The organism is Pseudomonas sp. IC_126 (assembly GCF_004331835.1).
GTDB lineage: Bacteria > Pseudomonadota > Gammaproteobacteria > Pseudomonadales > Pseudomonadaceae > Stutzerimonas.
Window position 1 is genome coordinate 487,553 of record NZ_SJSS01000002.1, and the last position, 24,736, is coordinate 512,288.

12 protein-coding genes and 1 pseudogene are annotated in these 24,736 nt (G+C 61.6%); 8 read left to right on the plus strand and 5 right to left on the minus strand.

What is annotated here, in order from left to right; translation table 11 throughout:
- The first annotated feature begins 268 nt into the window (after positions 1 to 268).
- The 4 genes from thiI (at position 269) to E0D86_RS21460 (ending at position 15,662) form a co-directional block, all read left to right on the plus strand.
- Positions 269 to 1,723: a tRNA uracil 4-sulfurtransferase ThiI gene (gene thiI, locus E0D86_RS07760; protein ID WP_131649436.1), complete on the plus strand. Its 1,455-nt coding sequence runs from the start codon at positions 269 to 271 to the stop codon at positions 1,721 to 1,723.
- A 169-nt stretch (positions 1,724 to 1,892) separates the two neighbouring features.
- The gene (gene typA / locus E0D86_RS07765) at positions 1,893 to 3,716 is read left to right on the plus strand and encodes a translational GTPase TypA (RefSeq protein ID WP_131649437.1); all 1,824 of its coding nucleotides are present in this window, start codon (positions 1,893 to 1,895) and stop codon (positions 3,714 to 3,716) included.
- 225 nt (positions 3,717 to 3,941) lie between these two features.
- Positions 3,942 to 5,648: a ShlB/FhaC/HecB family hemolysin secretion/activation protein gene (locus E0D86_RS07770; protein WP_131649438.1), complete on the plus strand. Its 1,707-nt coding sequence runs from the start codon at positions 3,942 to 3,944 to the stop codon at positions 5,646 to 5,648.
- A 93-nt stretch (positions 5,649 to 5,741) separates the two neighbouring features.
- Positions 5,742 to 15,662, plus strand: a complete 9,921-nt coding sequence (locus tag E0D86_RS21460) for a hemagglutinin repeat-containing protein (protein WP_371924059.1) — start codon at positions 5,742 to 5,744, stop codon at positions 15,660 to 15,662.
- Positions 15,663 to 16,032: 370 nt separating this feature from the next.
- Here E0D86_RS21460 and E0D86_RS21885 read toward each other — a convergent pair whose 3' ends face one another.
- Positions 16,033 to 16,146 carry a SymE family type I addiction module toxin gene (locus tag E0D86_RS21885; protein ID WP_131650019.1) on the minus strand — a complete coding sequence of 38 codons (114 nt, stop codon included), beginning with the start codon at positions 16,144 to 16,146 and terminating at the stop codon, positions 16,033 to 16,035.
- 362 nt (positions 16,147 to 16,508) lie between these two features.
- On the opposite strand from E0D86_RS21885, the pseudogene E0D86_RS07785 reads away from it, so the two are divergent.
- Positions 16,509 to 17,204 (plus strand): annotated as a pseudogene (locus E0D86_RS07785) (hemagglutinin repeat-containing protein); the annotation flags it as partial.
- 96 nt (positions 17,205 to 17,300) lie between these two features.
- On the opposite strand, the gene E0D86_RS07790 reads toward E0D86_RS07785, so the two are convergent.
- From E0D86_RS07790 to E0D86_RS07800, 3 genes are all read right to left on the minus strand, one after another.
- Positions 17,301 to 18,503: an MFS transporter gene (locus E0D86_RS07790; protein WP_131649441.1), complete on the minus strand. Its 1,203-nt coding sequence runs from the start codon at positions 18,501 to 18,503 to the stop codon at positions 17,301 to 17,303.
- Positions 18,504 to 18,827: 324 nt separating this feature from the next.
- The gene (locus E0D86_RS07795) at positions 18,828 to 19,274 is read right to left on the minus strand and encodes a DUF2147 domain-containing protein (RefSeq protein WP_131649442.1); all 447 of its coding nucleotides are present in this window, start codon (positions 19,272 to 19,274) and stop codon (positions 18,828 to 18,830) included.
- 108 nt (positions 19,275 to 19,382) lie between these two features.
- Positions 19,383 to 21,008: an NAD(P)/FAD-dependent oxidoreductase gene (locus E0D86_RS07800; protein ID WP_131649443.1), complete on the minus strand. Its 1,626-nt coding sequence runs from the start codon at positions 21,006 to 21,008 to the stop codon at positions 19,383 to 19,385.
- A gap of 332 nt (positions 21,009 to 21,340) precedes the next feature.
- Here E0D86_RS07800 and E0D86_RS07805 point away from each other — a divergent pair, with 332 nt between their 5' ends.
- The 3 genes from E0D86_RS07805 to E0D86_RS07815 all read left to right on the plus strand — a co-directional run bounded on the left by E0D86_RS07805 (position 21,341) and on the right by E0D86_RS07815 (position 23,689).
- Positions 21,341 to 22,615, plus strand: a complete 1,275-nt coding sequence (locus tag E0D86_RS07805; RefSeq protein ID WP_131649444.1) for a sorbosone dehydrogenase family protein — start codon at positions 21,341 to 21,343, stop codon at positions 22,613 to 22,615.
- A 74-nt stretch (positions 22,616 to 22,689) separates the two neighbouring features.
- Entirely contained in the window at positions 22,690 to 23,034 is a 345-nt protein-coding gene (locus tag E0D86_RS07810) for a cytochrome c (protein ID WP_131649445.1), read from the plus strand.
- Between the two features lie 196 nt (positions 23,035 to 23,230).
- Positions 23,231 to 23,689: a DUF1456 family protein gene (locus tag E0D86_RS07815; protein ID WP_131649446.1), complete on the plus strand. Its 459-nt coding sequence runs from the start codon at positions 23,231 to 23,233 to the stop codon at positions 23,687 to 23,689.
- Positions 23,690 to 24,286: 597 nt separating this feature from the next.
- Here E0D86_RS07815 and E0D86_RS07820 read toward each other — a convergent pair.
- Positions 24,287 to 24,673, minus strand: a complete 387-nt coding sequence (locus E0D86_RS07820; RefSeq protein ID WP_131649447.1) for a DUF4168 domain-containing protein — start codon at positions 24,671 to 24,673, stop codon at positions 24,287 to 24,289.
- Positions 24,674 to 24,736 lie beyond the last annotated feature (63 nt).

Sequence of the window (24,736 nt, forward strand, 5' to 3'; positions counted from 1 at the left end):
GTTCCGCCAAGGCAACCTGCCTCACAAGAGAGCAAATTGCATGCCAGTGCTCCGTCTTGGGTCCGGGCGCCTGAAATTGAAGGGCTGTTGTAACCGTGGGTGTCCCGGTGATGCGTGCTGTCCGCTTTGTGCACTTATTTGGTGCGTCGCTTTCTGGCTTTGTTCAATTTAAGTGCAATCGTACGGCTGGAGAAAACTGACTAAAGCTTGATCAGTTCCGCTATACTCCGCCCCCCTCTTTTTACGCCATATCGGCGCGCGCTGTTACATGAAGCTGATCGTCAAGGTTTTCCCCGAAATCACCATCAAGAGCCCACCGGTGCGCAAGGGCTTCATTCGTCAACTGGCGAAGAACATCCGCACCGTGCTGCGCGACCTCGATCCCGAACTGCGGGTGGAAGGCGTGTGGGACAACGTCGAGGTGGAAACCGTGCGTAGCGAGCCAAAGCTGCTGCGCGAGATGATCGAGCGCCTGCGCTGCACGCCGGGCATCGCTCACTGCCTGGAAGTCCATGAGTACCCGCTGGGCGATCTGGACGATATCGTCGAGAAGTGCAAGGCGCACTTCGCCGATCGGCTAGCCGGCAAGATATTCGCCGTTCGCTGCAAGCGCGCCGGCAAGCATCCCTTTAGCTCGATGGACGTCGAGCGCCACGTCGGCAGCGAGCTACGACAGCAGTGCGGTGCCGCCGGTATTTCGCTGAAAGCGCCGGAAATCGAAGTGCGGATGGAAATTCGCGACCAGCGTCTGTTCGTCATCCATGCTCAGCATGACGGCATCGGCGGCTATCCGCTGGGTGCGCTGGAGCAGACCCTGGTGCTGATGTCCGGTGGTTTCGACTCCACCGTTGCGGCTTATCAAATGATGCGCCGCGGGCTGATGACCCATTTCTGCTTCTTCAACCTCGGCGGTCGCGCCCATGAACTGGGGGTGATGGAAGTCGCCCACTATCTATGGAAGAAATACGGCAGCTCGCACCGCGTGTTGTTTATCAGCGTGCCGTTCGAAGAGGTGGTCGGCGAGATTCTGAAGAAAGTCGACAACAGCCAGATGGGCGTGGTCTTGAAGCGCATGATGCTGCGTGCTTCCACGCAGATCGCCGAGCGCCTGCACATCGATGCGCTGGTCACCGGCGAGGCGATTTCCCAGGTTTCCAGCCAGACGCTGCCCAATCTCTCGGTGATCGACTCGGCCACCGACATGCTGGTGCTGCGCCCGCTGATCGCCGCGCACAAGCAGGACATCATCGATACCGCGTTCGAGATCGGCACCGCCGAGTTCGCCAAGAACATGCCCGAGTATTGCGGCGTGATCTCCAAGAACCCGACTACCCGCGCCAAGCGCTACCGCGTCGAGCACGAAGAAAAGCAATTCGATATGCAGGTGCTCGAGCGCGCTCTGGAGAACGCCCGCCAAGTCGCCATCGATCGCGTGATCGACGAGCTGGGGCAGGATATTCAGGTAGAGGAAGTAATCGAGGCGACGGCCAGCCAGGTCATTCTCGACATCCGTCACCCCGATGCCGCCGAGGACGAACCTCTGCAACTGCAGGGCATCGAAGTGCAAACACTGCCGTTCTATGCGCTTAACAACCGATTCAAGGAACTGGATGTGAACCGCCAGTACCTGCTGTATTGCGATAAAGGTGTCATGAGTCGCCTGCATGCTCATCATCTGCTGAGCGAGGGACATGTCAATGTGCGCGTTTATCGTCCGAGCTAAACAGCCCGGCCTGCTGGGCGGCAGTATCCGCCACCGCCCTCCCGACCCGCTTCGTGGCTGTATTGCCGCGACATGCCATTAACGATCTGCACTTTCTTTCATCCGTTTTTTCGCGTTGGCCGCTCGATGCATTTGCAGAGCAGCCCGACCCAACTACGAGACCACTACTGTGATCGAGAATCTACGTAACATCGCCATCATCGCTCACGTTGACCATGGCAAAACCACCCTGGTCGATGCCCTGCTGCGTCAATCCGGCACCCTGGAGCGCAACGAGCTCAACGACGAGCGCGTGATGGACAGCAATGACCAGGAAAAGGAACGCGGCATCACCATCCTGGCAAAAAACACTGCCATCAAGTGGAGCGGCTACAACATCAACATCGTCGACACCCCCGGCCACGCCGACTTCGGCGGTGAGGTCGAGCGCGTCATGTCGATGGTCGACTCGGTGCTGCTGGTGGTGGACGCCCAGGACGGCCCGATGCCGCAGACTCGTTTCGTGACGAAGAAAGCATTCGAAGCCGGCCTGCGTCCGATCGTGGTGATCAACAAGATCGACCGTCCGGGCGCGCGTCCGGACTGGGTCATGGACCAGATTTTCGACCTGTTCGACAACCTGGGCGCCACCGACGAGCAACTGGACTTCCAGGTGGTGTATGCCAGCGCCCTGAACGGCATTGCCGGTCTGGATCACAGCGACATGGCCGAAGACCTGACCCCGCTGTACCAGGCCATTGTCGACCACGTCCCGGCCCCGAACGTCGATATCGACGGCCCGTTCCAGATGCAGATCTCGGCTCTGGACTACAACAGCTTCCTCGGCATCATCGGTGTGGGCCGCATCGCCCGCGGTCGCGTCAAGCCGAACACCCCGGTCACTGCCATCGACACGCAGGGCAAGAAGCGTAACGGCCGTATTCTCAAGCTGATGGGTCACCATGGTCTGCACCGCGTCGACGTCGACGAAGCCACCGCAGGCGACATCGTCTGCGTCAGCGGTATGGATGAGCTGTTCATCTCCGACACCCTGTGCGACCAGAACAACGTCGAAGCGATGAAGCCGCTGACCGTTGACGAGCCGACCGTTTCCATGACCTTCCAGGTCAACGATTCGCCGTTCTGCGGCAAGGAAGGCAAGTTCGTCACCAGCCGTAACATCAAAGAGCGCCTGGACAAGGAGCTGCTGTACAACGTGGCCCTGCGCGTCGAAGAAGGCGATTCGGCCGATAAGTTCAAAGTCTCCGGTCGCGGCGAGCTGCACCTGTCGGTACTGATCGAAACCATGCGTCGTGAGGGCTTCGAGATGGCCGTGGGCCGTCCAGAAGTGATCATTCGCGAAGTTAACGGCGCCAAGCACGAGCCGTTCGAGAATGTCACCATCGATATCCCTGAAGAAGCTCAGGGCAAGGTCATGGAAGAGATGGGCCTGCGTAAGGGCGACCTGAGCAACATGGTCCCGGATGGCAAGGGCCGTGTACGCCTGGAGTACAACATTCCAGCGCGTGGTCTGATCGGTTTCCGTAACCAGTTCCTGACCCTGACCAACGGTGCAGGCATCCTGACCTCGATCTTTGACCGTTACGACGTGATGAAGTCCGGCCACATGTCCGGTCGTCAGAACGGCGTACTGGTTTCGATCGATACCGGTAAGGCGCTGACCTACTCGCTGGAAACCCTGCAGGCGCGCGGCAAGCTGTTCGTCGAGCACGGCCAGGAAATCTACAACGGTCAGATCGTCGGCCTGAACAGCCGTGACAACGATCTCGGCGTTAACCCCACCAAGGGTAAGAAGCTCGACAACATGCGCGCTTCGGGCAAGGACGAAACCATCGCCCTGGTCCCGCCGGTCCGCTTCACCCTTGAGCAGGCACTGGAGTTCATCCAGGACGACGAGCTCTGCGAAGTGACCCCGAAGTCGATCCGTCTGCGCAAGAAGATTCTCGACGAAGGCGAGCGTAGCCGCGCTGCGAAGAAAGCCAACAAGGCTTGATTCCCGCTTAGCTGCAACGAAAAGGCGCCTTAGGGCGCCTTTTCTGCGTTTTGGTTATGAGGCGGGGTAGTGCGTTTGCAATGGTTCCGTGCGCGGGAGGGTTTTTGCTAGGAATGTGAGGCCGTTGGGTTTCTGGCGGGCCATCTGTGACCAGAGGTAGTTGTCCGTGGTGGCACTTCGCTCCATCATCGCGGCCCTCTGCTTTGCCAAACCAAGGATGGTTGCATGCCCCCGCTGTCGTTCGCTGCCTTTGTCTCAGCCTTTTTGCTCGTTGTTGGCTCAGCGTCAGCTCAGGTTCCGCCAACAGGTGCGCCACTTCCAGGTGAGCGTGACCTTATCCGTGACCGCCAGGAGCGGTTGTTGGAGCAGCAACGCCAACGCCTCGAAGAACTGCAACAACTGCCCGGACGTGACGACGCCGAACCCGAGCTGATCCCGGATGACCAGCGCTGCTTCGATATCCACTCCATCAGCCTGAAAGGCGCCACGCTGATCTCAGCGCAGCAGCAAGCGACGCTTGTACAACCGTTCCAAGACAAGTGCCTCGGCGCCAACCAGCTCAACGCACTACTTAAGGCAATCACCCAGTTCTACATTCATCGTGGCTACGTCACCTCTCGTGCCTACCTGCCGCAGCAGGACATGGCCGATGGCGAACTGGAGGTTCTGGTTGTGGAGGGGCGCCTGGAGGAGCTCGATCAATCAGCGGTGGCCAGCGATCGCGAGCTGGCGATGGCTTTTCCAGGCCAGACGGGAGAGGCGGTTAATCTGCGTGAACTCGAACAGCTGGTCGATCAACTGAACCGTCTCCCGTCACGCCCTGCTCAGCTGGAGCTGCTGCCCGGCGAACAGGTTGGTGGGAGTCGCGTACAACTGAAGGGCGAACCGCTCAAACCGTGGCGGCTGAGCCTCAACCGACACAACAACGGTGATTCCAGCACCGGCGAGCAGCAGTGGGGCGCCGGTCTCGATTGGGACAGCCCGCTGGGACTTGCCGATCAGCTCAGGTTGTACGGCGGCGGCGACGCGGTAAGCGACGAGTTTCGGCATTCTGCCAGCCAGGGACTGGCCTACAGCGTCCCGTACGGCTGGTGGACGTTCAGCTACGGCTATAACCAAAGCTATTACCGCACCCAGGGTGAGGCGTCGGGCTTTCTCTTCGAGATGGATGGCGAGAGCAAGAGTCATCAACTCAGCGCCGAGCGTGTGCTGCACCGCGACGCAGTCAGCAAAACGGCCATCAGCTTCGGTCTTGCCCATCTACGCACCCGCAACTACATCGAGAACAGCCTGCTCGATGTCTCCAGTCAGCGGCTGTCCGAAACGCAACTGGGCCTGAATCACGGGCGTCGCATCGGTGCCGCCTTCGTCAACGCCGATCTGGGCTGGCAGCACGGCACCGGCAGCTTCGATGCCCAGCGCCGTGGCGATCCGCAATATGGGGAGCCGGACGCCCGTTACCACAAGTACAGCCTGACGCTGAGCGCGTTGCAGCCGTTCCAGCTGTGGGGCGAGTCGTTCAGCTTCGACTCGCTGCTCAATGCCCAGAAAAGCGAAGATGTTCTCTACAGCCCCCAGCGCATCAGCATCGGCGGGCTGGCCTCGGTTCGCGGCTTCAAGGAGCAGTCACTCTCCGGCGATACCGGCGGTTACTGGCGCAACCAGCTGCGCTGGCGCCGGCCGATCGGCTGGGAGCCGCTGCGGCCGTTCCTGCATGAATATGGCCTGGCTTACGCCTATGACGTCGGCGTCGTTCACGGTGGGCGCTACAACCCCGATCTTCGCGGCCGGCTATCTGGCCATGGCGTGGAACTGAGCACACGGGGCCAATACCTCGCCGCTTCCGTGACCTTCGCCCACTCACTGGAACGCCCTGACGTGATCACCGAGCGCGAGCGCCCGGTGTACTTCCGCGTCGACCTGTTCTTCTGATTGCCTCGCCTGCCGCTTGCGGCTGGCTGGGAAGAGCGCGCCTCTTCCTGCAACCCCTTTTTCCAGAACGTCGCCACCGTGCTGGTTGGCGTCATGTTCCTCAACCCCATCGTCAGCGCTGCGGCGGACCTGACCGTTGCGGCGGGAAGTGCTGCCACGGTGGGACAGGCCGGAAACGGTGTCCCGGTTGTCAACATTGCCGCTCCCAATGGCAATGGGCTGTCGCACAACAAGTTCCAGGACTACAACGTCGGCCAGCAAGGCCTGATTCTCAATAACGCCACCGAGCGCACCCAGAACACCCAGCTGGGCGGCATCATCCTTGGCAACAGCAACCTCAATGGCCGAGCGGCCAGCATGATCCTCAACGAGGTCACCGGCGCCAACGCCAGCCGCCTGCAGGGCTACACCGAAGTGGCCGGCAAGTCCGCCCACGTGATCGTCGCCAACCCTTACGGCATCAGCTGCGACGGTTGCGGCTTCATCAACACCCCGCGCGTGACCCTGAGCACCGGTACACCGATGGTCGAGAACGGCCGTCTGGATCGTTTCGACGTCAACGGTGGCAGCATCGCCATCGAAGGCCGGGGGCTGAACGCAACCAACGTCGACCAGTTCGACCTGATCACCCGCAGCGCAAAGATCAATGCCGAGCTGCATGCCAACAAGCTGAACGTCATCGCTGGACGCAACGTGGTCAAGGCCGATGACCTGAGCGCCACCGCCAAAGCGCCGGACGGCAGCGACAAGCCGCTGCTCGCCATCGACAGCTCGGCGCTCGGCGGCATGTACGCCGGCGCCATCCGCCTGGTGGGCACCGAAGCGGGTGTAGGCGTGAAGCTGGCTGGCGACATGGCGGCCAGTGCGGGGGATATTCAGATTGATGCCAATGGGCAACTGACAATGGCGCGCACGGCGTCCAGTGGCGACCTGACCGCCAAGGCCCAGTCGGTGAAGCTGGATGCGGATCTCTATGCCGGTGGCGCCGCGCGCATCGAAGCCCGGGATGCGCTCATCAACACCCAAAGCCTGGCCGCGGGCAAAGGCATCGTGCTTGCCGCGGATTCGCTGAAGAACGAGGGCGTTGTCGAAGCCGGCGTTCGCATCGACGGCAGCACCGATCCGTCGGCAAGCCTTCAGATCGACAGCCGCACCCTCGCCAATGATGGGACGCTGCTGGCCAACGGCCGCTTGCAGATCCGTACGAGTGAACAACTCGACAACCGCGGCGGGACCTTGGCCGGCACCGTTACCGACGTAAGCGCCGGGTCGCTGGCCAACGCCGGCGGGCGAGTGCTGGCCGAGCAGGCGCTGACGGTCGATACGGGTACGCTCGACAACCAGTCGGGCCTGTTACAGAGCCGCGAAAAAGCACGGATCGCCGCCGCGACCCTGGACAACCGGGAGGGCGACATCGTCGCCCTGGGCAACCTGAGCGTTTTCGCTCGCGAACTCGACAACCGCCGGGAGGGCCGCTTGCTGGCCGGTGGCGCGGCGGATGTCGTGGTTAGATCGATCGATAACCGCCAGGGTGTCGTCGCTGCTGGCTCGCTCGCGCTAGAGGCGGACGGAGTCGACAACCGTGACGGCGGACTGATCACCAGCGAAGCATCCCTGATCCTGAAGGCCGACCGGCTGGACTCCAGCAATGGCGGCGAGCTGTCCGCAGGCGGCGACATTAAGGCCACGGTCGGCACGCTGACTCAACAGCAGGGACGTCTGATCGGTGACGGTCGCATCGAGATCGACCTGCAGGATGGCACGCTGGACAACCGGCAGGGCCTGATCAAGGCGCGCGACGGCCTGGCCATCACCAACGCAGCCGACGTGAAGAATCAGGGTGGGGAGCTGTCGTCTTCCGCCGACGTGCAGCTATCCGGTAAGCGCCTGGGCAACGCGGACGGCGGCCGGGTGATTGCCAGTGGCGAACTCCGCATCGAAGCCGACGCGGTAGACAACCACAACGGCGGGCTGCTTTCCGGTTGGCAGCGACTGACCCTGCAGGGCGGTAGCCTGGACAACAGCGGGCTGGGCACGCTGTCGAGCCGCGAGGGCGGCGTCTCGGTGCAATTGACCGGCACGCTGGACAACGGCGAAGAAGGTGCCGTGGTCGGCAAGCAGGCGCTGGACATCGCCGCTGCCGAATTACGCAATACCGCCGGCGGCATCCTTTCCAGCGAGGGGGATGTCGCCGTGCGTGTCTCGGGCACGCTCGACAACACCGGCAACGGCCTTCTCAATGCGGGTGGCGTTCTGGCTGTGCAGGCCTCGGATGTACTCAATCGCGCGGGCGTCATCCGCAGCGGCGCCGACCTGCTGCTCGTCGCCGCGAACCTCGACAACCGCGCCGGCCAGCTCACCGGTGGCCAGGCGCTCACGTTGACGCTGACCGAGCGACTGCTCAATGCACAGGGCGGCCAGCTCGCCAGTGCGGGCCCGCTGCTGGTGACCGCAGGCGAGGTCGATAACCGAGGCGGGCAACTGGCGAGCCAGGGCCTGCTCGAACTCTTCGCCAACCGCCTCGACAACTCGGCGGCCGGTACCCTGGCCTCCGCCGGCCCGATGCGGCTCGAACTCGGTGGGCTGCTGGATAACAGCGGGGACGGGCTGATCTACAGCCGCGCCGGCACGGTTACCGTCGAGGCCGCCACGCTGAACAACCAGGCCGGCACAATTCAGGGCCGAACCGGTCTGGCACTAGATGTTTCCGGTGCGGTCGACAACCGCAACGGGCGCCTGCTCGGCGAGCAGGGGAGCGTCGCTGTTACGGCGGGATCGCTGGACAACCGGGCAGGCTTGCTGACAACGCTGGCCGGCTGGCTGGAAGCCACGGTCAAGGGCCTGCTCGACAACCAGGGCGGTACCGTCCAGGCTGATCACCTGGCGCTGAACGCCGGCTCGCTGGATAACCGAAGTGGTCACACCTCAGCGGTTGCGGGGGACGCGCTGATCGATACCGGCGCGCTCGACAACGCGGGTGGTGGCCTCTACGCCGGCGACGATCTGAGCGTGCAGGCTGCTGCTGTGAATAACCAGGGCGGCCGGATCGGTGCCCGTCAGATCGATTTCAGCCTGGCTGGCGCATTGAATAACGATGCGGGCCTGATCGAGAGCAGCGGTTCGCTGAGCCTCGGGGCCGCAGGCCTGACCAATGCTCAGGGTGCCATCCGTGCGCTGGGCGTTACCGGTACCACACTGATCGCCATCACGAACACGCTCGACAACCGATCAGGCCTGGTGGAAACCGCCAACACGGACCTGCAATTGCAGGTCGGCGGGCTGCTCAATGCCGGCGGCATACTGCGTCACGTCGGCACGGGCAGCCTGGCGCTGACCAGCGCCAATGCCATCCAGGCGGGCGGTACCCTCACCACCACGGGCGACTTCAGCCTCGCCGCCGCCAGCTGGACCCACAGCGGCGTATTGCAGGCGCGCAACCTGACCTTCGATGTCGGCACCTTCACCCAGACCGCCACCGGCAAGGTGCTCGCCATCCAGTCGCTGAATGCCAGCGGCGGAAACTGGATCAACGAGGGCCTGATCGCCAGTGACGGCGTGCTCGACCTGCGGCTGACCGGCAGCTACAGCGGTGCGGGTCAGCTCACCAGCGTCGGGAGCATGGACGTGCAGGTTGGATCGATGACGTTGGGGACAGCGGCACGTTTGACGGCAGCTGATGGACTGAAGCTTGAGGTTGCAGGCGCGCTGGCGAACGGTGGGCGACTCACGGCGGGCACTGACCTGGCCATTGTCGCCGGGAGCCTTGCCAACACGGGAACGCTGGGTGCTGCTGGGGAGGTTGCGCTGTCCACCGCCACGTTGGACAACGAGTGGGGCCTTATCTTCAGCGGCTCCGCTTTAACGGTCGAAGCGGACAAGTTCACTAACTGGTATGGCGACGTATATAGCCTGGGCGCGCTGACCATCGGTGGTCTATCAAATATGCGCGCTGTGCTTATCGACAACGTCTCCGGCAACCTGGAAGCGGCTGGCGACGTTTATCTGCAGGCACAAACGCTCAGGAATCGTCGTGAAGTCTTCTCGCTCGAACGCACGCTCGTGGAAAGCGCGATTGGCGTTTATTGCTACGACTGCAGCGGCGACCATTACACGGTCGACTACATCGTTCGGGATGTTTACGAGAGCAAAATCGCCGATACGACGCCGGCTGCCCATATCACATCCGGACGGGACCTGCAGTTGCTCGGCGGGGCGATCAGCAACGAGGGAAGCACACTCTCGGCGGCCCGCAACGTCACGGTAATGGCCGACAGCTTTGCCAACCAAGGTGCTGTGGGCGGTACGATCGAGCGTATTCGCACATTCCATAGCGGGTATGTGACGGACGGCACTGTAAAACGTTTCTTCGGAGACCATGCCGATCCATATAACCGTGCCTATAACCCTAACTACCCGGGGTATTACTACCGAACTACGAATGGACAGCTACGTCTTGCTGTTCCGTACCTGGATTGGACCTGCGGCGATTGCAGCGAGCCGTGGATGACCTGGACGGATTCGGTCACCGGACAGTTCGTTAGTATTCCCGTGAATTACGGCACAAGAGGCAGTTTCCCCACTTCCCAGTACAACGCGGAGGCAGTGAAGCGAGCGGTACTTCCTGGATACTTATCGAGCGATAAACTCGTAAGCGATGTTGAAGTCATCCGCGGCGGTGGCTCCGATGTGCAGAACGCCGTCGTCCAGGCAGGCGGCAAGGTCACTATCCATGCCAATCAAACCCTGACGAACAGCGTTATATCCCCCGGTTCGGCAATCCAGTCCGGTCCTCGTCAGATTGGTAATACGTCGGCAAATGGCACTGGCCAGCCTCTGGTGGTGGAGCTGGTAAGCCATCTGCCGGCCGACCTTGCGCAGCAGCAGGTCAACCCGCTCACGCTCCCGGGGTTCTCTCTACCACAAGGGGAACATGGATTATTCCGTCTCAGCGGCGAGGCGGGCTCCGTTACAGGCAGCGCCGACGTCGGTAGCTTTACGCTCGACGGTAAACCCCAGAGCCAATCGGCACCGAACGTTAACTTGTCGCGTTCTGCTGGCTCTCACCGTTACCTGATCGAGACCAACCCCGCGCTCACCGACCTGAAACAGTTCATGGGATCGGACTACTTGCTCGGCAATTTGGGCTACGACCCTGACGATGCCCAGAAGCGCCTGGGCGATGGACTTTACGAACAACGCTTGATCCGCGAAGCCATCGTCGCCCGCACCGGCCAGCGCTACCTCGCTGGGCTGACCAGCGACGAGGCCATGTACCGCTACTTGATGGACAATGCCATTGCCAGCAAGGAAGCGCTCAACCTCAGCCTTGGCGTATCCCTTACCGCCGAACAGGTCGCTGCCCTGACTCACGACATCGTCTGGATGGAAGAGCAGGAAGTGATGGGCGAAAGGGTGCTCGTTCCGGTGCTCTACCTGGCCCAGGCTGAAGGTCGCCTGGCACCTAATGGCGCATTGATCCAAGGCCAAGACGTAGCACTTATCTCTGGCGGCGACCTGATGAACCGCGGCACGCTCCGCGCGAGCCAAAACCTGGACATCACCGCCGGCAACATCACCAGCAGCGGTCTGGTGCAAGCCAATGAGCGTCTGCAACTGCTGGCCACCGACAGCATCCGCAACACCGCAGGCGGCATCATCGCCGGGCGTAACGTGACCGCCATCGCCCTCAGCGGCGACATCATCAACGAGCGTACCGTTACTCGGAACGATGTCAGCTATGGCAATCGCCGCAGTGTCACCGATTACGTCGATCAGGCTGCCACTATCGAGGCGAACAATGACCTGATGCTTGAAGCCGGTGGGGATATCGCAAGCACTGGCAGCATTCTGCGCAGTGGCGCGGCCCTTTCCCTTCTGGCCGGCGGGAATGTTTCGCTCAGCAGCGTCGAGGAGACATCCCTCGAGTCCCGTGCCGCTGGTCGCAGCTACCTCGACTCGCACACCCGTCAGCATGCCAGCGAGACCGTTGCCGGTGGCCCTCTCGCGATCCAAGCTGGATCCGACATTCGTGTGATAGGTAGTCGGGTCGAGGCCCAGGGTGATATCGCCTTGCTCGCTGGCGAAAACGTCAGCCTTCTGGCTGCTGCTGATGAGGACCATTTCTTTTCGAAGTCCAAGCGTGTAACGCAGAGCACCGACTCCATTAGACAACAGTCAAGCGTCGTGCAGAGTGGTGGCGACGTTTCGGTCATGGCTGGTAAGGATGTGGCCATGGTCGCAAGCAGTATCCAGGCTGCTAATAATGTCGCGCTCGAAGCAGGTCAGGATGTGAGCATTCTGTCCGGCAAGGATGAAAGCGCTTCCTTCTACTACAAGAAGAGCAAGGGTTCGTTCGGGAGAAGCAAGAGCACCCAGAAAGAGAACTATGACAGCACCAATGTCGCCTCGGTCATAGAGGCCGGCAATGACCTCACGATCAATACACAGAAAGCGGCAAATGGCAGCCTCACCCTTAACGGTGGCCGCGACGTGACGGTGATCGGTAGTCAGCTCTCGGCCGGCAATGACCTGCTGCTGGGCGCGACCGGCGACATCGCCGTGCTTTCCGGAGTTGAGGAGCACGGCTCCTACAGCAAGAAGACCAAGTCCGGCTTCCTCGGCCTGTCCGGTTCCGGTAAGAGCCAGTTGAAGACCACCGCCACCCAGGTCGCCAGCGAGCTGGAAGCAGGTAACGATGTGGTTATCGCTGCGGGCAACGACGTCCGTCTGCGTGCGAGCACCACAGCCGCGGGCAATGACGTCGAGCTACGAGCTGGGCTGGTCAGCGGCACTGGGGATATCAACCTGGTCTCGGCCAATGACGAGGCCTATAGCCGGAGCGAGGAATACAAGAAGAAGGTAGGTCTGTCCTTCTCCGACGCGGTCGGCCTTGCTGTCGGTACGCCTGGCTTTGGTGGCGATATCACCCTGGCCTCGGCGAAAAAAGCCGGTCAGGAGGCCATGAGCTCAACCAGCGTAGGCAGCCAGGTAATCGCCGACCGGGATGCCACCCTGGCAGCCGAGCGGGACATCAACATCGTGGGCAGTGGGGTCAGCGCCGGCCGAAATGTGCTGCTCGATGCGGGCCGGGACGTAAATGTCGTCGCTGGTACAGAGCGCACGCAAACCACGTCGTGGGAAAACACCAAGACGTTCGGCATGCAGCAGGATTTCGATCGCAACGGCTATACCACCTTCGTGGGGCAGGAAGCACTCAAGGACAAACAGCTCAACGCCCAGCAAACCGCGGCAGCCAGCCAGATACAGGCAGGGCTGGACCTGGACGTCAGGGCCGGGCGGGATGTGGTGCAACAAGGCTCGGACATGTCGGCAGGTTACGACCTGAACGTCCAGGCCGGTCGCAACATTCTCATCGATGCGGCAACCGAACAGTCGATCTACGAGCGCGAAACCAGCCAGACCCGTACCGGTACCACTACAACGGTCAACCACAACTTCGGCAACATGGTCGATGGCATCAACGGCGCGGGCGATGGCGAGAACACGGTCAGCCAGGCGTCCGGCGTCCTGAAAGCGGTTGATGGGGTTAGCCAGTTCCTCTCGGGACCGACGTTTGACGGCCACATCGGCAGTACCAGTCAAAGCCAGTCCGTCAGCCAAAGCGGTACGGCTAGCCGGGGCTCCACCCTGGACGCCGGTAACGATGTAACCCTGACGGCTGGCGACAGTGTCGTGGTCAGGGGCGGTCAGTTGCAGTCGGGCAGGGATATCAAGGTCACCGCGCAAGACATCGTGCTGGACGTTGCACGTGGCGAACAACGCTACGAACAGGAGCAGACCCAGGGCAAGGGCGGTGTCGTCGGTGGAACCACCGGTGGCTTCAAGGTGGGCATCGGAGGAAGCCACGGCACCGCCACGCAGGAGGGAAGCCAGGGCACGGCCAGCGGCGCCCAGCTGCAGGCAGGGCGCGACATCCTCTTGGATGCGAGCAACGACCTGAGCCTGATCGGCACCGAGGCCTGGGCCGGTCGCGACATTGACCTTTCTGCCGGCAATGACCTGCTGATCAGCGCAGCCGGAAACGCCCAAGGCGCTGAAGAAAAACGCCGCAGCGGAGGTGGCGAAGTCGGGCTGACCTTCGGTTCGGAAGGCATCGGCGTCTACGCCAGCGTCAACCTCGGCAAGGGAAACCTGGAGCGTGAGGGCGAACGCCAGCAGGAAGCCTACCTGTATGCCGGCAATCGGCTGGGCTTCGACAGTGGCCAGGACACCACCATTGCCGGAGCGCAACTACGGGGCAACGACGTCATAGGGCGCGTGGGTGGCGACCTGCTGGTGACCTCGCTAGCGGATACGGGTGAGGTGAAAGGACGGGAATTCGACCTCAGCGCCACCGTCACCATCGGCCCAGGGTCGGGCTTCAGCGGCTCGGTGGGCTATGGCGAGACCAGCGGCAGCACCCACTGGGTGGAAAACCAGACCCGCATCACGGCCGCCGAGCGGCTGGATATCCGCACGGAAAACCACACCCAGATCGACGGTGCGCTGATCGCCTCGGACAGCGGCGACCTGAAACTGGACACCGACACCCTGGGCTTCAGCGACATCGCGGGCCATGACAAGGAACACAGCTACTACCTCAACGTGGGTGGCTCCTATGGAACCGGGCAGCAAGACCAGAGCCAGGTTGGAAAAGGTGAAGAGGGGCAGACTGGCTGGAGCTTGAGCGGCTACGAGTACGAGAAAGAGCGTGAGCAGATCGTCCGCGCGACGGTAGGTGCGGGTGAGATCGTCGTCAGGCGCGATGCAGCGTCGGGCGAGGATTCGACCACTGGGCTGAACCGCGATGCGGAAAAGGCTTACGAGATCACAAAGGACAAAGAAGAACGGACCGATCTCTATGTCAGTAAGACATCGTTGGAGGCTGCGGGTAAGGCTGCCGAAAGAGTCACCAATGAGATCCAGGCTCAGCGGGTCAGTGCTGATCAGGTACCAACCTCTGCCAAACAGACGTTAGGCGAAGAACGGGCGGTATCCGTAGCCAAAAACCTGGTTAGGCACGGCCTGAGTCCAGATGTAATGGCTTCTCTTTCGCCTGAAACAGCTCAGTTGCTGGCGGCCTGGGCGGATGCGGCTGAAGGTTTTGACCAAGCATCTACAGGTACGAACACGAGCCAAGTTTCCGCGGACTCGCCGTCATCTTCCTCCGCTAACAACAATGGCGCGCTAGATTTGGGTAGCGTAACGACCACAGGTATCGTTACGTCTGGCGAACGTTTCCTGCAAAAAACCTCACAGCTACAGGACTACTTGCACACTCTGCCCCTAGCGGAAGCGCAGGTAGTGATGTTGGGAATGCAGGCGCTGATGGGGCCCGCCAAGGCGGCGATAGGTCTGGCGGGTAATGTATTACTGAACGCAGCTTTCGGCGATAAGATTGATGCCCTCAAAGAGGGCGCGGCTGTCGGTGTTACTGCTGGGCTTACTGGTAGTGATAAAGCTGCCGTTCAAGCAGAGCATGAAAAAGCGAAGCAGGAATATGCGGCGGGAAATGACGAGTACCTTAACGGTGATGGCTATGTCTTAGCGTCCCGGTTCCTGATTGATGTTGTTGCCGGTGAGATAGGGTCGCTTGGCGGGAAGACTGCGGGAAGAGCTATTGGGGTTGTTCCTGGGGCAAAAGGGGCAGGGAATGCTGCTGAAGCGGCTATTCAAGTTCCTGGACGTGTTCAGTCACGTGTTAACTTGATGGCCGGTGACAAGAGTGCGGGTTGGGAACACGTTGTAAGTCGTCACTTCAATCCAGAGGTAAATGCAAGTCAATTCACCATAGGGCAGGCTGAGCTTCGCACTTTGCTTCAAAGTAAAGAGGTGGTGAGTGCGCCTGTAACGCGAACGTTAGAAAGTGCGCAAGGTATTCGATATGTTCGGGAAGTGAATCTCGGTCGGCCTATTGGCATTGATAAGTTCAGTGGTCAGCCTACCTCTACCATGACTGTTCTTACTGATAGGTTTGGCAACTTGATAACGACTACTCCGGGGGTTATTAAGTGAAACTAATAGGAAGCCTTGCCGAGCAAGCTTTTCGTGAAGAGCTATCTAAGTCATGGGGCGGGCTTAGAGAACCGGGAAATCAGTTGTTCTCTATCTTGGCGGACAGGCTCGGCTTGATTGGTAGCGCATTTGTGTTGAATTGGACGCCTGAGCAAGCTGAGGATTTATATACGGTCCTGGTTAATGGGGGGGAAGTGGTTTGGCTTGAGATTTCAAGGTCGAATGGGGAGGTAGTGGATTTTCAAACTACTAGTGCGAAGGAGTACGAGAGGTCGCTTCGCTCACGACAGAGTAGGATCAAATTGGCAGTTGCTCTTGATTTAGCACGTCAGCATTGAAAATAGCCCCGGCATTGCCGGGGCTATTTATTTCACTCCGCCGTAATCACCAGACACCTCTGCATGACCCGTATCCGTATCTTTTCGTTGACCTCGAATCCGGCCTGTTGCTGCCAGAGTCCGCGCAGTTTGATGCCGGGGACGATGCGGTCGCGGTGTAGGCGGGTTCGCCGAGCGGCGGGTAGTAGTCGGCGGTGACGGTGGCGAAGCGTTCAGTTCTGGGTGCGGCTGGCCTATGATCGGTTTTAGCCATATTCAGCTCCTTCTTAGCTGCTTGTGGTCAGCGGGCCGAGTGGGTTGCCGCCCACTCGGTTCGCGTCTTCTCTTTTCTCTGCGGTCAGCGGGTCTTGGATGACCAGGACGAAGAAGGAGACAGATTTATTTTCTATGGCTGATGGGGCTGCTCAATAAATAAATCTGTCCTTTTTTCGGGAGATTATAATTCGGCTAAATACAAGTAAGGCCATATCTGAGGGGAGGAGATTAGCGAAATGAGTGAACTTTCGTCAGCGGAGGTGGCGAAGTCGGCCTGACCTTCGGCTCGGAAGGCATCGGCGTCTACGCCAGCGTCAACTTGGGCAGGGGCAACCTGGAGCGCGACGGCGAGCGCCAGCAGGAGGCTTACCTGTATGCCGGCAACCGGCTGGGCTTCGACAGCGGCCAGGACACCACCATTGCCGGCGCGCAGCTACGGGGCAACGACGTAATAGGGCGCGTGGGTGGCGACCTGCTGGTGACCTCGCTAGCGGATAGCGGTGAGGTGAAAGGACGGGAATTCGACCTCAGCGCCACCGTCACCGTCGGCCCAGGATCGGGCTTCAGCGGCTCGGTAGGCTATGGCGAAACCAGCGGCAGCACCCACTGGGTGGAAAACCAGACCCGCATCACCGCCGCCGAGCGGTTGGATATCCGTACGGAAAACCACACCCAGATCGACGGTGCGCTGATCGCCTCGGACAGCGGCGACCTGAAACTGGACACCGACACCCTGGGCTTCAGCGACATCGCGGGTCATGACAAGGAGCACAGCTACTACCTCAACGTGGGTGGCAGCTACAGCTCGGGAGGCGGCACCCAGCAGGACGCCAGCCAGGTGGGCAAGGGCAAGGAGGGTGAAACCGGTTGGAGCGTCGAAGGCTACGAATACGAGCGTGACCGCCAGCAGATCGTGCGGGCCACGGTGGGCGAAGGCGAGATCATGGTCATGTCGGTGACCGGCTCCCGTTGTGCCCCTTCGCAGGCTTTGATCTAAATCCAGGCGGTGCCTCGTCACCCTAACCCATGACGGACAGGACCTTGGTTAAGGCGCGGCCGTACGCGAATGGCAACCCGGCCTCAGTGCATCGGGCGATCCCCTTTCAGCATTCCTTCTGTAAGTAGCCGCGCCAATTGCGCAGAGCAATGCCAGAACCGTCAGACCAAGACCGACCCAGGGCGTCCAGCCCACGCCCGCAAGCGCTACGACCAGCCCGCCTACTGCCGCACCCAGTCCCACGCCCAGATGCATCGCCGAGGTGTTCAGCGCGACCCCGGCGCTGCCGCTGATGGGGTCGCTGTGGAGCAGGAAGCTTTGCACGGCCGGAGAAATCATCCAGCTGATGGTGCTCCAGAGCATCACGCTCGGGATGAAGAAAGCGCTGTGCAAGCTCAGGGGAATGGCCGCCAACGCCAGGCAGAAGGCCGCGGGAATAAGCACGAGGGCCAGGCGTGGACCGACGTGATCAGCCAGCCAGCCGCCCAGATAGCCTCCACCCAGTGCTGCCAGGCCGATTAGCAATAGCAATCCGCTAACCGCGGCGGCGTCGGTCATCCCAAGCATCGCTGCCAGGTACGGCGTGAAATAGGTGAATAAGGTGAAGTGCCCGCCGAGCAGCAGAATCGAGACGGCTTGCGCCAGCCAGAGCGGCCGATGGCTCAGCTGTCTCAAGTAGCCGGCGCGACCAGGCAGGGCGCTGGAATGGCTGTCTGGCAAATATCGCCACAGGAGCAGGCTCAGGGGCAATGAGTAGATCGCAATGGCAAAGAAGATCCCGCGCCAACCGAACCAGCTCGTGACCTGTACGCCCAGAGGCACGCCGAATACCAGCGAGGCACTGATGCCCATGAAGATGATGCCGATGGCTCGGCCTTGCTGCCCCGGTGGCGCCAGTTCCGATGCCAGCAGCGTCGACATCACGATCAGCAGCCCGCAACAGGCGGCCATGCCGATGCGTGCCAGGAGCAAGCTGGTGTAGTTCGGGCTGAGTGCGGCGAACGCATTGAACAGTGCGAAGATGAGCAGCGCCGCTACCAGCAGGCGGCGACGTTCCCAGCGTCTGGTCAACCAGGTGACCAGCGGGACGGCTATGGCAAAGGCGATGGAGAAGAGGGTCGTCAGCTGACCGGCCAGGCTGACCGAAACTCGGAGGTCGCTGGCCAATGGCGGCAAGATGCCGATAAGAACGCTCTCCGCCACGCCAGCAGCGAAGGTGGTGAGCGATAGCAGAAACAAACGAAGATCCATGACGGCTCCGATTCCCGGTGAGGGGTTTCGGGCGCTGCGTGCCTTCGGTTATCCCAAATTGAGTGGCGAGTGGGTCATTGATACGGGCTGAACCCATTCAGCCAGGTAACGATAGTGACGGGCAATCGACCCGTCAACACAGCAGTCGGCCTTCAGCGGCAGTGCCCTCGCGGTCGATTGACCGATGTGCTTACCGGGTGGAGCCGGTCCTTCCCGGTTCCGCGCGACATCGACGCGGTTGCGTTGGTCCCGCGAACAGGCGCCTGAGGTGCAGCGCTGCCAGGCCAACGCCGTGCGACCCGCCTGGTTTGAAGACTTACGGCCTTACTGGCGAATCCAGGTCTGGGTGCGGCCTAGCGCTTCGATGCCCACGTAGCCGCGCATTTCCAACTTTTTGCCGCCTTCGAGCACGGTAACCTTGGCGCGGTAGGTCTTACCCTTGGCGGGATCGAGAATGTTGCCGTCGCTCCAGACGCGTTCGCCGTCGGGCTTGAGCCCCCAGAGAATGGTCATGCCGGTGATCGGCTGGTCTTGGCGCTTGCCCTCGCAAGCGCTGCACAGCGGGTTGGGGCCTTGGTCCGACTGCAGAATTTCCGCCACCTTGCCGCTCAACGTGCCGTCAGCGGCTTCCTGGATCTCGACGATGGACCTGGGCTTGCCGGTTTCGTCATCGATGGTTTGCCAGCGGCCGGCTGGCGATTCGGCGGCGAAGGCCATTGATGTGGCGGTCAGCGGCAATGCCAGCAATAGTGCGGTGAACAGCGAGCGCATGGTTTCTCCTGCGGCGGTAATCGATGGCAGCGACTCTATCACTGGTTTCGCCTCTGGGGTCGAGCGCGGGAGTACGTCACCAGACGAGCGAAAGACGCCCGCCAGCGCTCAATGCTTCCCGACCAGGTCTGCCAACATCGCGGTCGCTACTGCCTCTGCCACCTTGATGCCGTCGACGCCTGCAGAAAGGATGCCGCCCGCGTAACCGGCGCCCTCACCGGCTGGGTACAGGCCGCGGGTGTTGATGCTTTGCAGGGATTCGTTGTCGCGTTTGATTCGCACAGGCGATGAGGTGCGCGTCTCGATACCGGTGAGTATCGCGTCGGCACGGTCGAAGCCGCGGATCTGCTTGCCGAACGCCGGCAGCGCTTCGCGGATCGCCTCGATCACGTAGCTGGGCAGCGACGGTGCCAGATCGCCCAGGCGCACGCCGGGCTTGTAGGACGGCTCGACCTCGCCGAACGCGCTCGAAGCCTTGCCGCGGATGAAGTCGCCTACCAGTTGCCCCGGTGCGCAGTAGTCATTGCCGCCCAGTTCGAAGGCGCGCGATTCCAGCTGCTCCTGCAGTTCGACGCCGGCCAGCGGGCCGCCGGGGAAATCCTCGTCCGGGTTGATGCCGACGACGATGCCGGCGTTGGCGTTGCGCTCGTTGCGCGAATACTGGCTCATGCCGTTGGTGACCACGCGGTTGGGCTCGGAGGTGGCCGCCACCACGGTGCCGCCCGGGCACATGCAGAAGCTGTAGACCGCCCGGCCATTCTTCGCGTGATAGACAAGCTTGTAGTCGGCGGCGCCCAGTTCGGGATGGCCTGCGTATTTGCCCAGGCGCGCATTGTCGATCAGCGATTGCGGGTGCTCGATGCGAAAGCCTACGGCGAAGGGTTTGGCTTCCATATACACGCCGCGCTGGTGCAGTACGCGGAAGGTGTCGCGCGAGCTATGGCCCAGAGCGAGCACCACATAGCGGCTGCGAATTTCCTCGCCGTCAGCCATGCGCACACCCTGGATGCGGCCGTCTTCGATGATGAAGTCGACCACGCGGCTGTCGAAGCGCACTTCGCCGCCCAGCGCCTTGATCTCTTCACGCATGGTCGAGACCACGCCGGTCAGGCGGAAGGTGCCGATATGCGGCTTGCTGACGAACATGATCTCGTCCGGCGCGCCGGCGCGGACGAACTCGTGCATCACCTTGCGGCCGTAGAACTTCGGGTCCTTGATCTGACTGTAGAGCTTGCCGTCGGAGAACAGCCCGGCGCCGCCCTCGCCGAATTGCACGTTGGATTCGGGGCTCAGCACCTTTTTGCGCCACAGCGCCCAGGTGTCCTTGGTGCGGCTGCGCACGTCGCGACCGCGTTCCAGCACGATCGGCCGGAAGCCCATCTGCGCCAGGCTCAGCGCGGCGAACAGGCCGCACGGGCCGAAGCCGATTACCAACGGACGCTCGCCCAGTCCTTCGGGTGCCTGGCCGACCGGGTAATAGCCGGTGTCCGGTGCTGGGCGGATGTTGCGGTCGCTGGCCAGGCGCTGCAGCACCTGGTCTTCGCTCGCCACGTCGGCATCGATGATGTAGACGAAGGTGATCTCGCTGTTCTTCTTGCGCGCGTCATAGCTGCGCTTGAAGACATTGAAGCCGAGCAGCTCGGTATCGGTGATCTTCAGGCGCGCCACGACGGCCTGGCGCAGGGCGTCGGCGGAGTGATCGAGCGGCAGTTGCAGTTCGTTGATGCGAATCATGGCGAGTCCTGGCCGGTGGCCCCGGCAGAGGTGAGCGTGAAAGGGCGCGACGGCAGCGTATGCGCGGCGCGCAGTGTAACGGCGCCGCTCAGGGCTGTCATTGCGCGAGCGGATGTGGTGGATGGCCGGCGGCGCCGATGCTCGACGGGTAAGCGTCCAGTCACGCACATCGTCTGGCAAAGGGTGTGTTTAGCGCTACGCTTTGACAACGCGCTCACTTTTCAGCTGTCGGCGAGCCAGCCACTTGCGACTGTCTATGCCGTTGTGCAGTCGCTTACAAAAACAACAACGATCGCCCCGACAAGTCGATCGACCGCAGAGGTCGCCGCCCTATGAAACTCGCTTTCGTTTCCCTCAGTGCCTTGCTGTTCATCGGGGCGGGGTCCGCCCTGGCCGCGCCGACCAGTGACGAAGCGCTGGAACGCATGCGTTCGATGAAGACCACCGGCCAGTCTCTCGATATGAAAACCGTGCCGCAGGACGGCGAGATCGCCGATGCGATTCGGGACAACCTCAAACGCATCAAACTGCCGGACGGCTTCAAGATCGACCTCTACGCTGTGGTACCGGATGCGCGGCACATGGCGGTTGGGCCGTCCAGCGGCGTGGTGTTCGTCGGCACCCGCAAGACCGATCTGTGGGCGGTTACCGACCGGACCAAGAATCGCACCGCCGATGAAGTCAAACGCTTCGCTCCGGCTATTTCCTTTACCCAGCCGGGCCCGTGCTTCAGTCCTGACGGCTTCCTGTTCGTCGCCGAGCACAACCGCGTGCTGGTGTTCCCTGCCGCCGAGTTTTTCTACGAAGGTCCGGACGTGGCGGCGGACATCGTCGTGCCGACGGGCGAGCTGATTCCGACCGATGAGGAGAGTTACAACCACGGCGCTAGAGTCTGCGCCGTGGGGCCTGACAACAAGCTGACCGTTTCGCTCGGGCAGCCACACAACGTGCCGCCCAAGGACAAGCTTGAGCTGTACAACCAGCACGGCATCGGCGGCATCGTGCGCATGGAGCGCGATGGCAGCAAACGCGAGGTTTATGCAACCGGCGTACGCAACTCGGTGGGCATCACCTATAACCCGACGACCAAGGAGCTGTGGTTTACCGACAACCAGGTAGACGGCATGGGCGATGACACCCCGCCTGGCGAGATCAACCACGCGCCGAAGGCCGGCATGCAGTTCGGCATGCCCTGGTATGGCGGCGGTCAGGTGCGCACCAATGAATACGCTGAGGAGACGCCGCCGGAGGGCCTGACCTTTCCCGTCGTGGAAACCGTGGCCCACGCCGCTGATATGGGGCTGACGTTCTACACCGGCAAAATGTTTCCCGAGAAGTATCGCGGGGGGCTGTTCAGTGCGCAGCGCGGCAGCTGGAACCGCACCGTGCCGGCTGGCGCGCGGGTGATGTTCACGCCGTTCGCCGCCGACGGCAGTGCGCCGTCCGGCGATACGGTGCCTTTCGCCGAAGGCTGGCTGAATGAGGAAACCGGCGAGTACTTCGGCCGTATCGTCGACGTGGCTCAGCTAAAGGACGGCTCGCTGCTGGTCAGCGATGACACCGCCGGCGCCATCTACCGTATCTCATACGACGGCGGCGAGAACTGAGCCACCGAGGCAACGGGGCTGGCCGGCGCCGCGCTGTTTGGCGGCGCGGCAGCCACACGCATCAAGGAGAATTCATGGCATCAGGTAATCGCAACGGTTGGCTGATTCTCCGGTTGGTCCTGCTCGCGGCGCTGTGCGCTACGACAGCGCAAGCAGCAGGCGACATTGCATCAGGCAAAACCAAGGCGAAGATGTGTGCGGCCTGCCATGGCCTCGATGGGCTGAGCAAAGCGGCGGACGCACCTAATCTGGCCGGCAACGGCGAGCTGTATTTAACTGGTCAGCTGAAGGCGTTTCGGAGCGGCGCGCGCAAACATCCGCAGATGAGCGTTATCGCCGCGAGTTTGAGCGAGGAAGATATCGCCGATCTGACGGCCTGGTATTCGGCGATCAAGGTCAGCGTGGAGTTGCCGCAGTAGCGGCCTGAACGGACGAGCGTTGCAGCCGTCAGCTCGCCGCCTTGCCGAGTACCGTTCGAGCGGCGCTTTCCTGAACATTTGTGCTATCCCCTATACTCCTCGCCCATCCGAGCCACCATCGTCATTGCCTGGATTACAGAATTCAGCGCATCACCCATCGCCGCGCTCGCTCATACAAACGAAGTAAGGATTATCCATGGTCAACAACGATGTGCTGCGCAGCCTGCGCTACATCCTCAACGTCGATGACGCGAAGATCGCCGAGATCACCCGGCTCACGGGGTGCGAACTCCCCGATGCCGAGGCGGTGGCTTATCTGAAGAAGGAAGACGAGGCAGGCTACAAACCCTGCGGCGACCGGATCATGGCGTATTTTCTCGACGGCCTGGTGATCTACAAGCGCGGCAAGGACGAGAGCCGCCCAACCCCGCCGATCGAGGTGCCAGTGACCAACAACATAGTGCTGAAGAAGCTGCGTGTGGCCTTTGAGCTGAAGGAGGACGACATACACGCAATCCTCAAGGCGGCTGATTTCCCGGTATCCAAACCGGAACTCAGCGCTCTGTTCCGCAAGGCCGGGCACAGCAACTACCGGGTCTGTGGCGACCAGCTGCTGCGCAACTTCCTCAAAGGCTTGGCGTTGCGCGGTAAGTGACCGAGCGAGCAAAGCCGCAACCGCCCGGCCCACCCAGCGCCACATGGCTAGCTATGTAGGGTGGGCTTTAGCCCACCAACATGATCGCCACGATACGAGGAAGGGCATCTAACCGACCTCCGCGCTCGTTTTGGTCGTACCCACGCGCTGGCGTGGACGCGCCTTGGTGATACTCCGCGTCATGGCGTCTTAACGGTGGGCTGAAGCCCACCCTACGTTACTGCGCAACTTCCTCAAGGGGTTGGCGTTGCGTGGGAAGTGTTGAGCGGGCAACGCCGTAACCACCCGGCCCACTTTTGTAGGGTGGGCTTTAGCCCACCAACATGACCGGCACGATACGTGGAAGGGCATCTAACCGAACTCCGCGCTCGCTTTGATCGTACCCACGCTCCGGCTTGGACCCGCCCTGGTGATATTCCGCGTCATGGCGTCTTAACGGTGGGCTGAAGCCCACCCTACGCACCACGTCACTGCGTACCTTTCTAACGGGGGGCTTGGCGCTGCGTGGAAGTGAGCGAGCAGCTTGCACGCCACGACTTTTGCGGACCGAAAAAAAGCTCCGCCGAAGTAGGCGGGGCTCGTTGATTCTGTGAGCCTTTAGTTCTGCACCATGGCGATGACGCGATCACGCAGTTGTGGGTCGCTCTGTACGGCCTGGTTGATGGCGTTGTATTCCTCGATGCTGAGGTCGTTGTCCTCGACGCTGCTCATCATTTTCTCATTGGCCTCTTGCTGTAGCTGCTGGGCCTCGGCCGGGTCGCCGGTCTTCTCGAGCTTGGCGGTGAAGTCTTCGCGAATTTCCATGATTTCGCCCAGCGAGTCGGCGAACTTCTCCAGCTTCTGGTCGCTGATGTCCGACGCCTGTATGGCCGGGGCGGGCTGAGTGGCCTGGGTGGCCTGCTGCGCCGACACCTGGGAAGCGCCGGTGGCCATGAACAGGGCGGCGAGGCTGGCGGATACAAGGCGGGTTTTCAGCTTGGTCATGTTCGATATTCCTGGCTTCTGAAAGACGCAAGGAAGGGTGCATCACCCGTGCCAAAACAGACG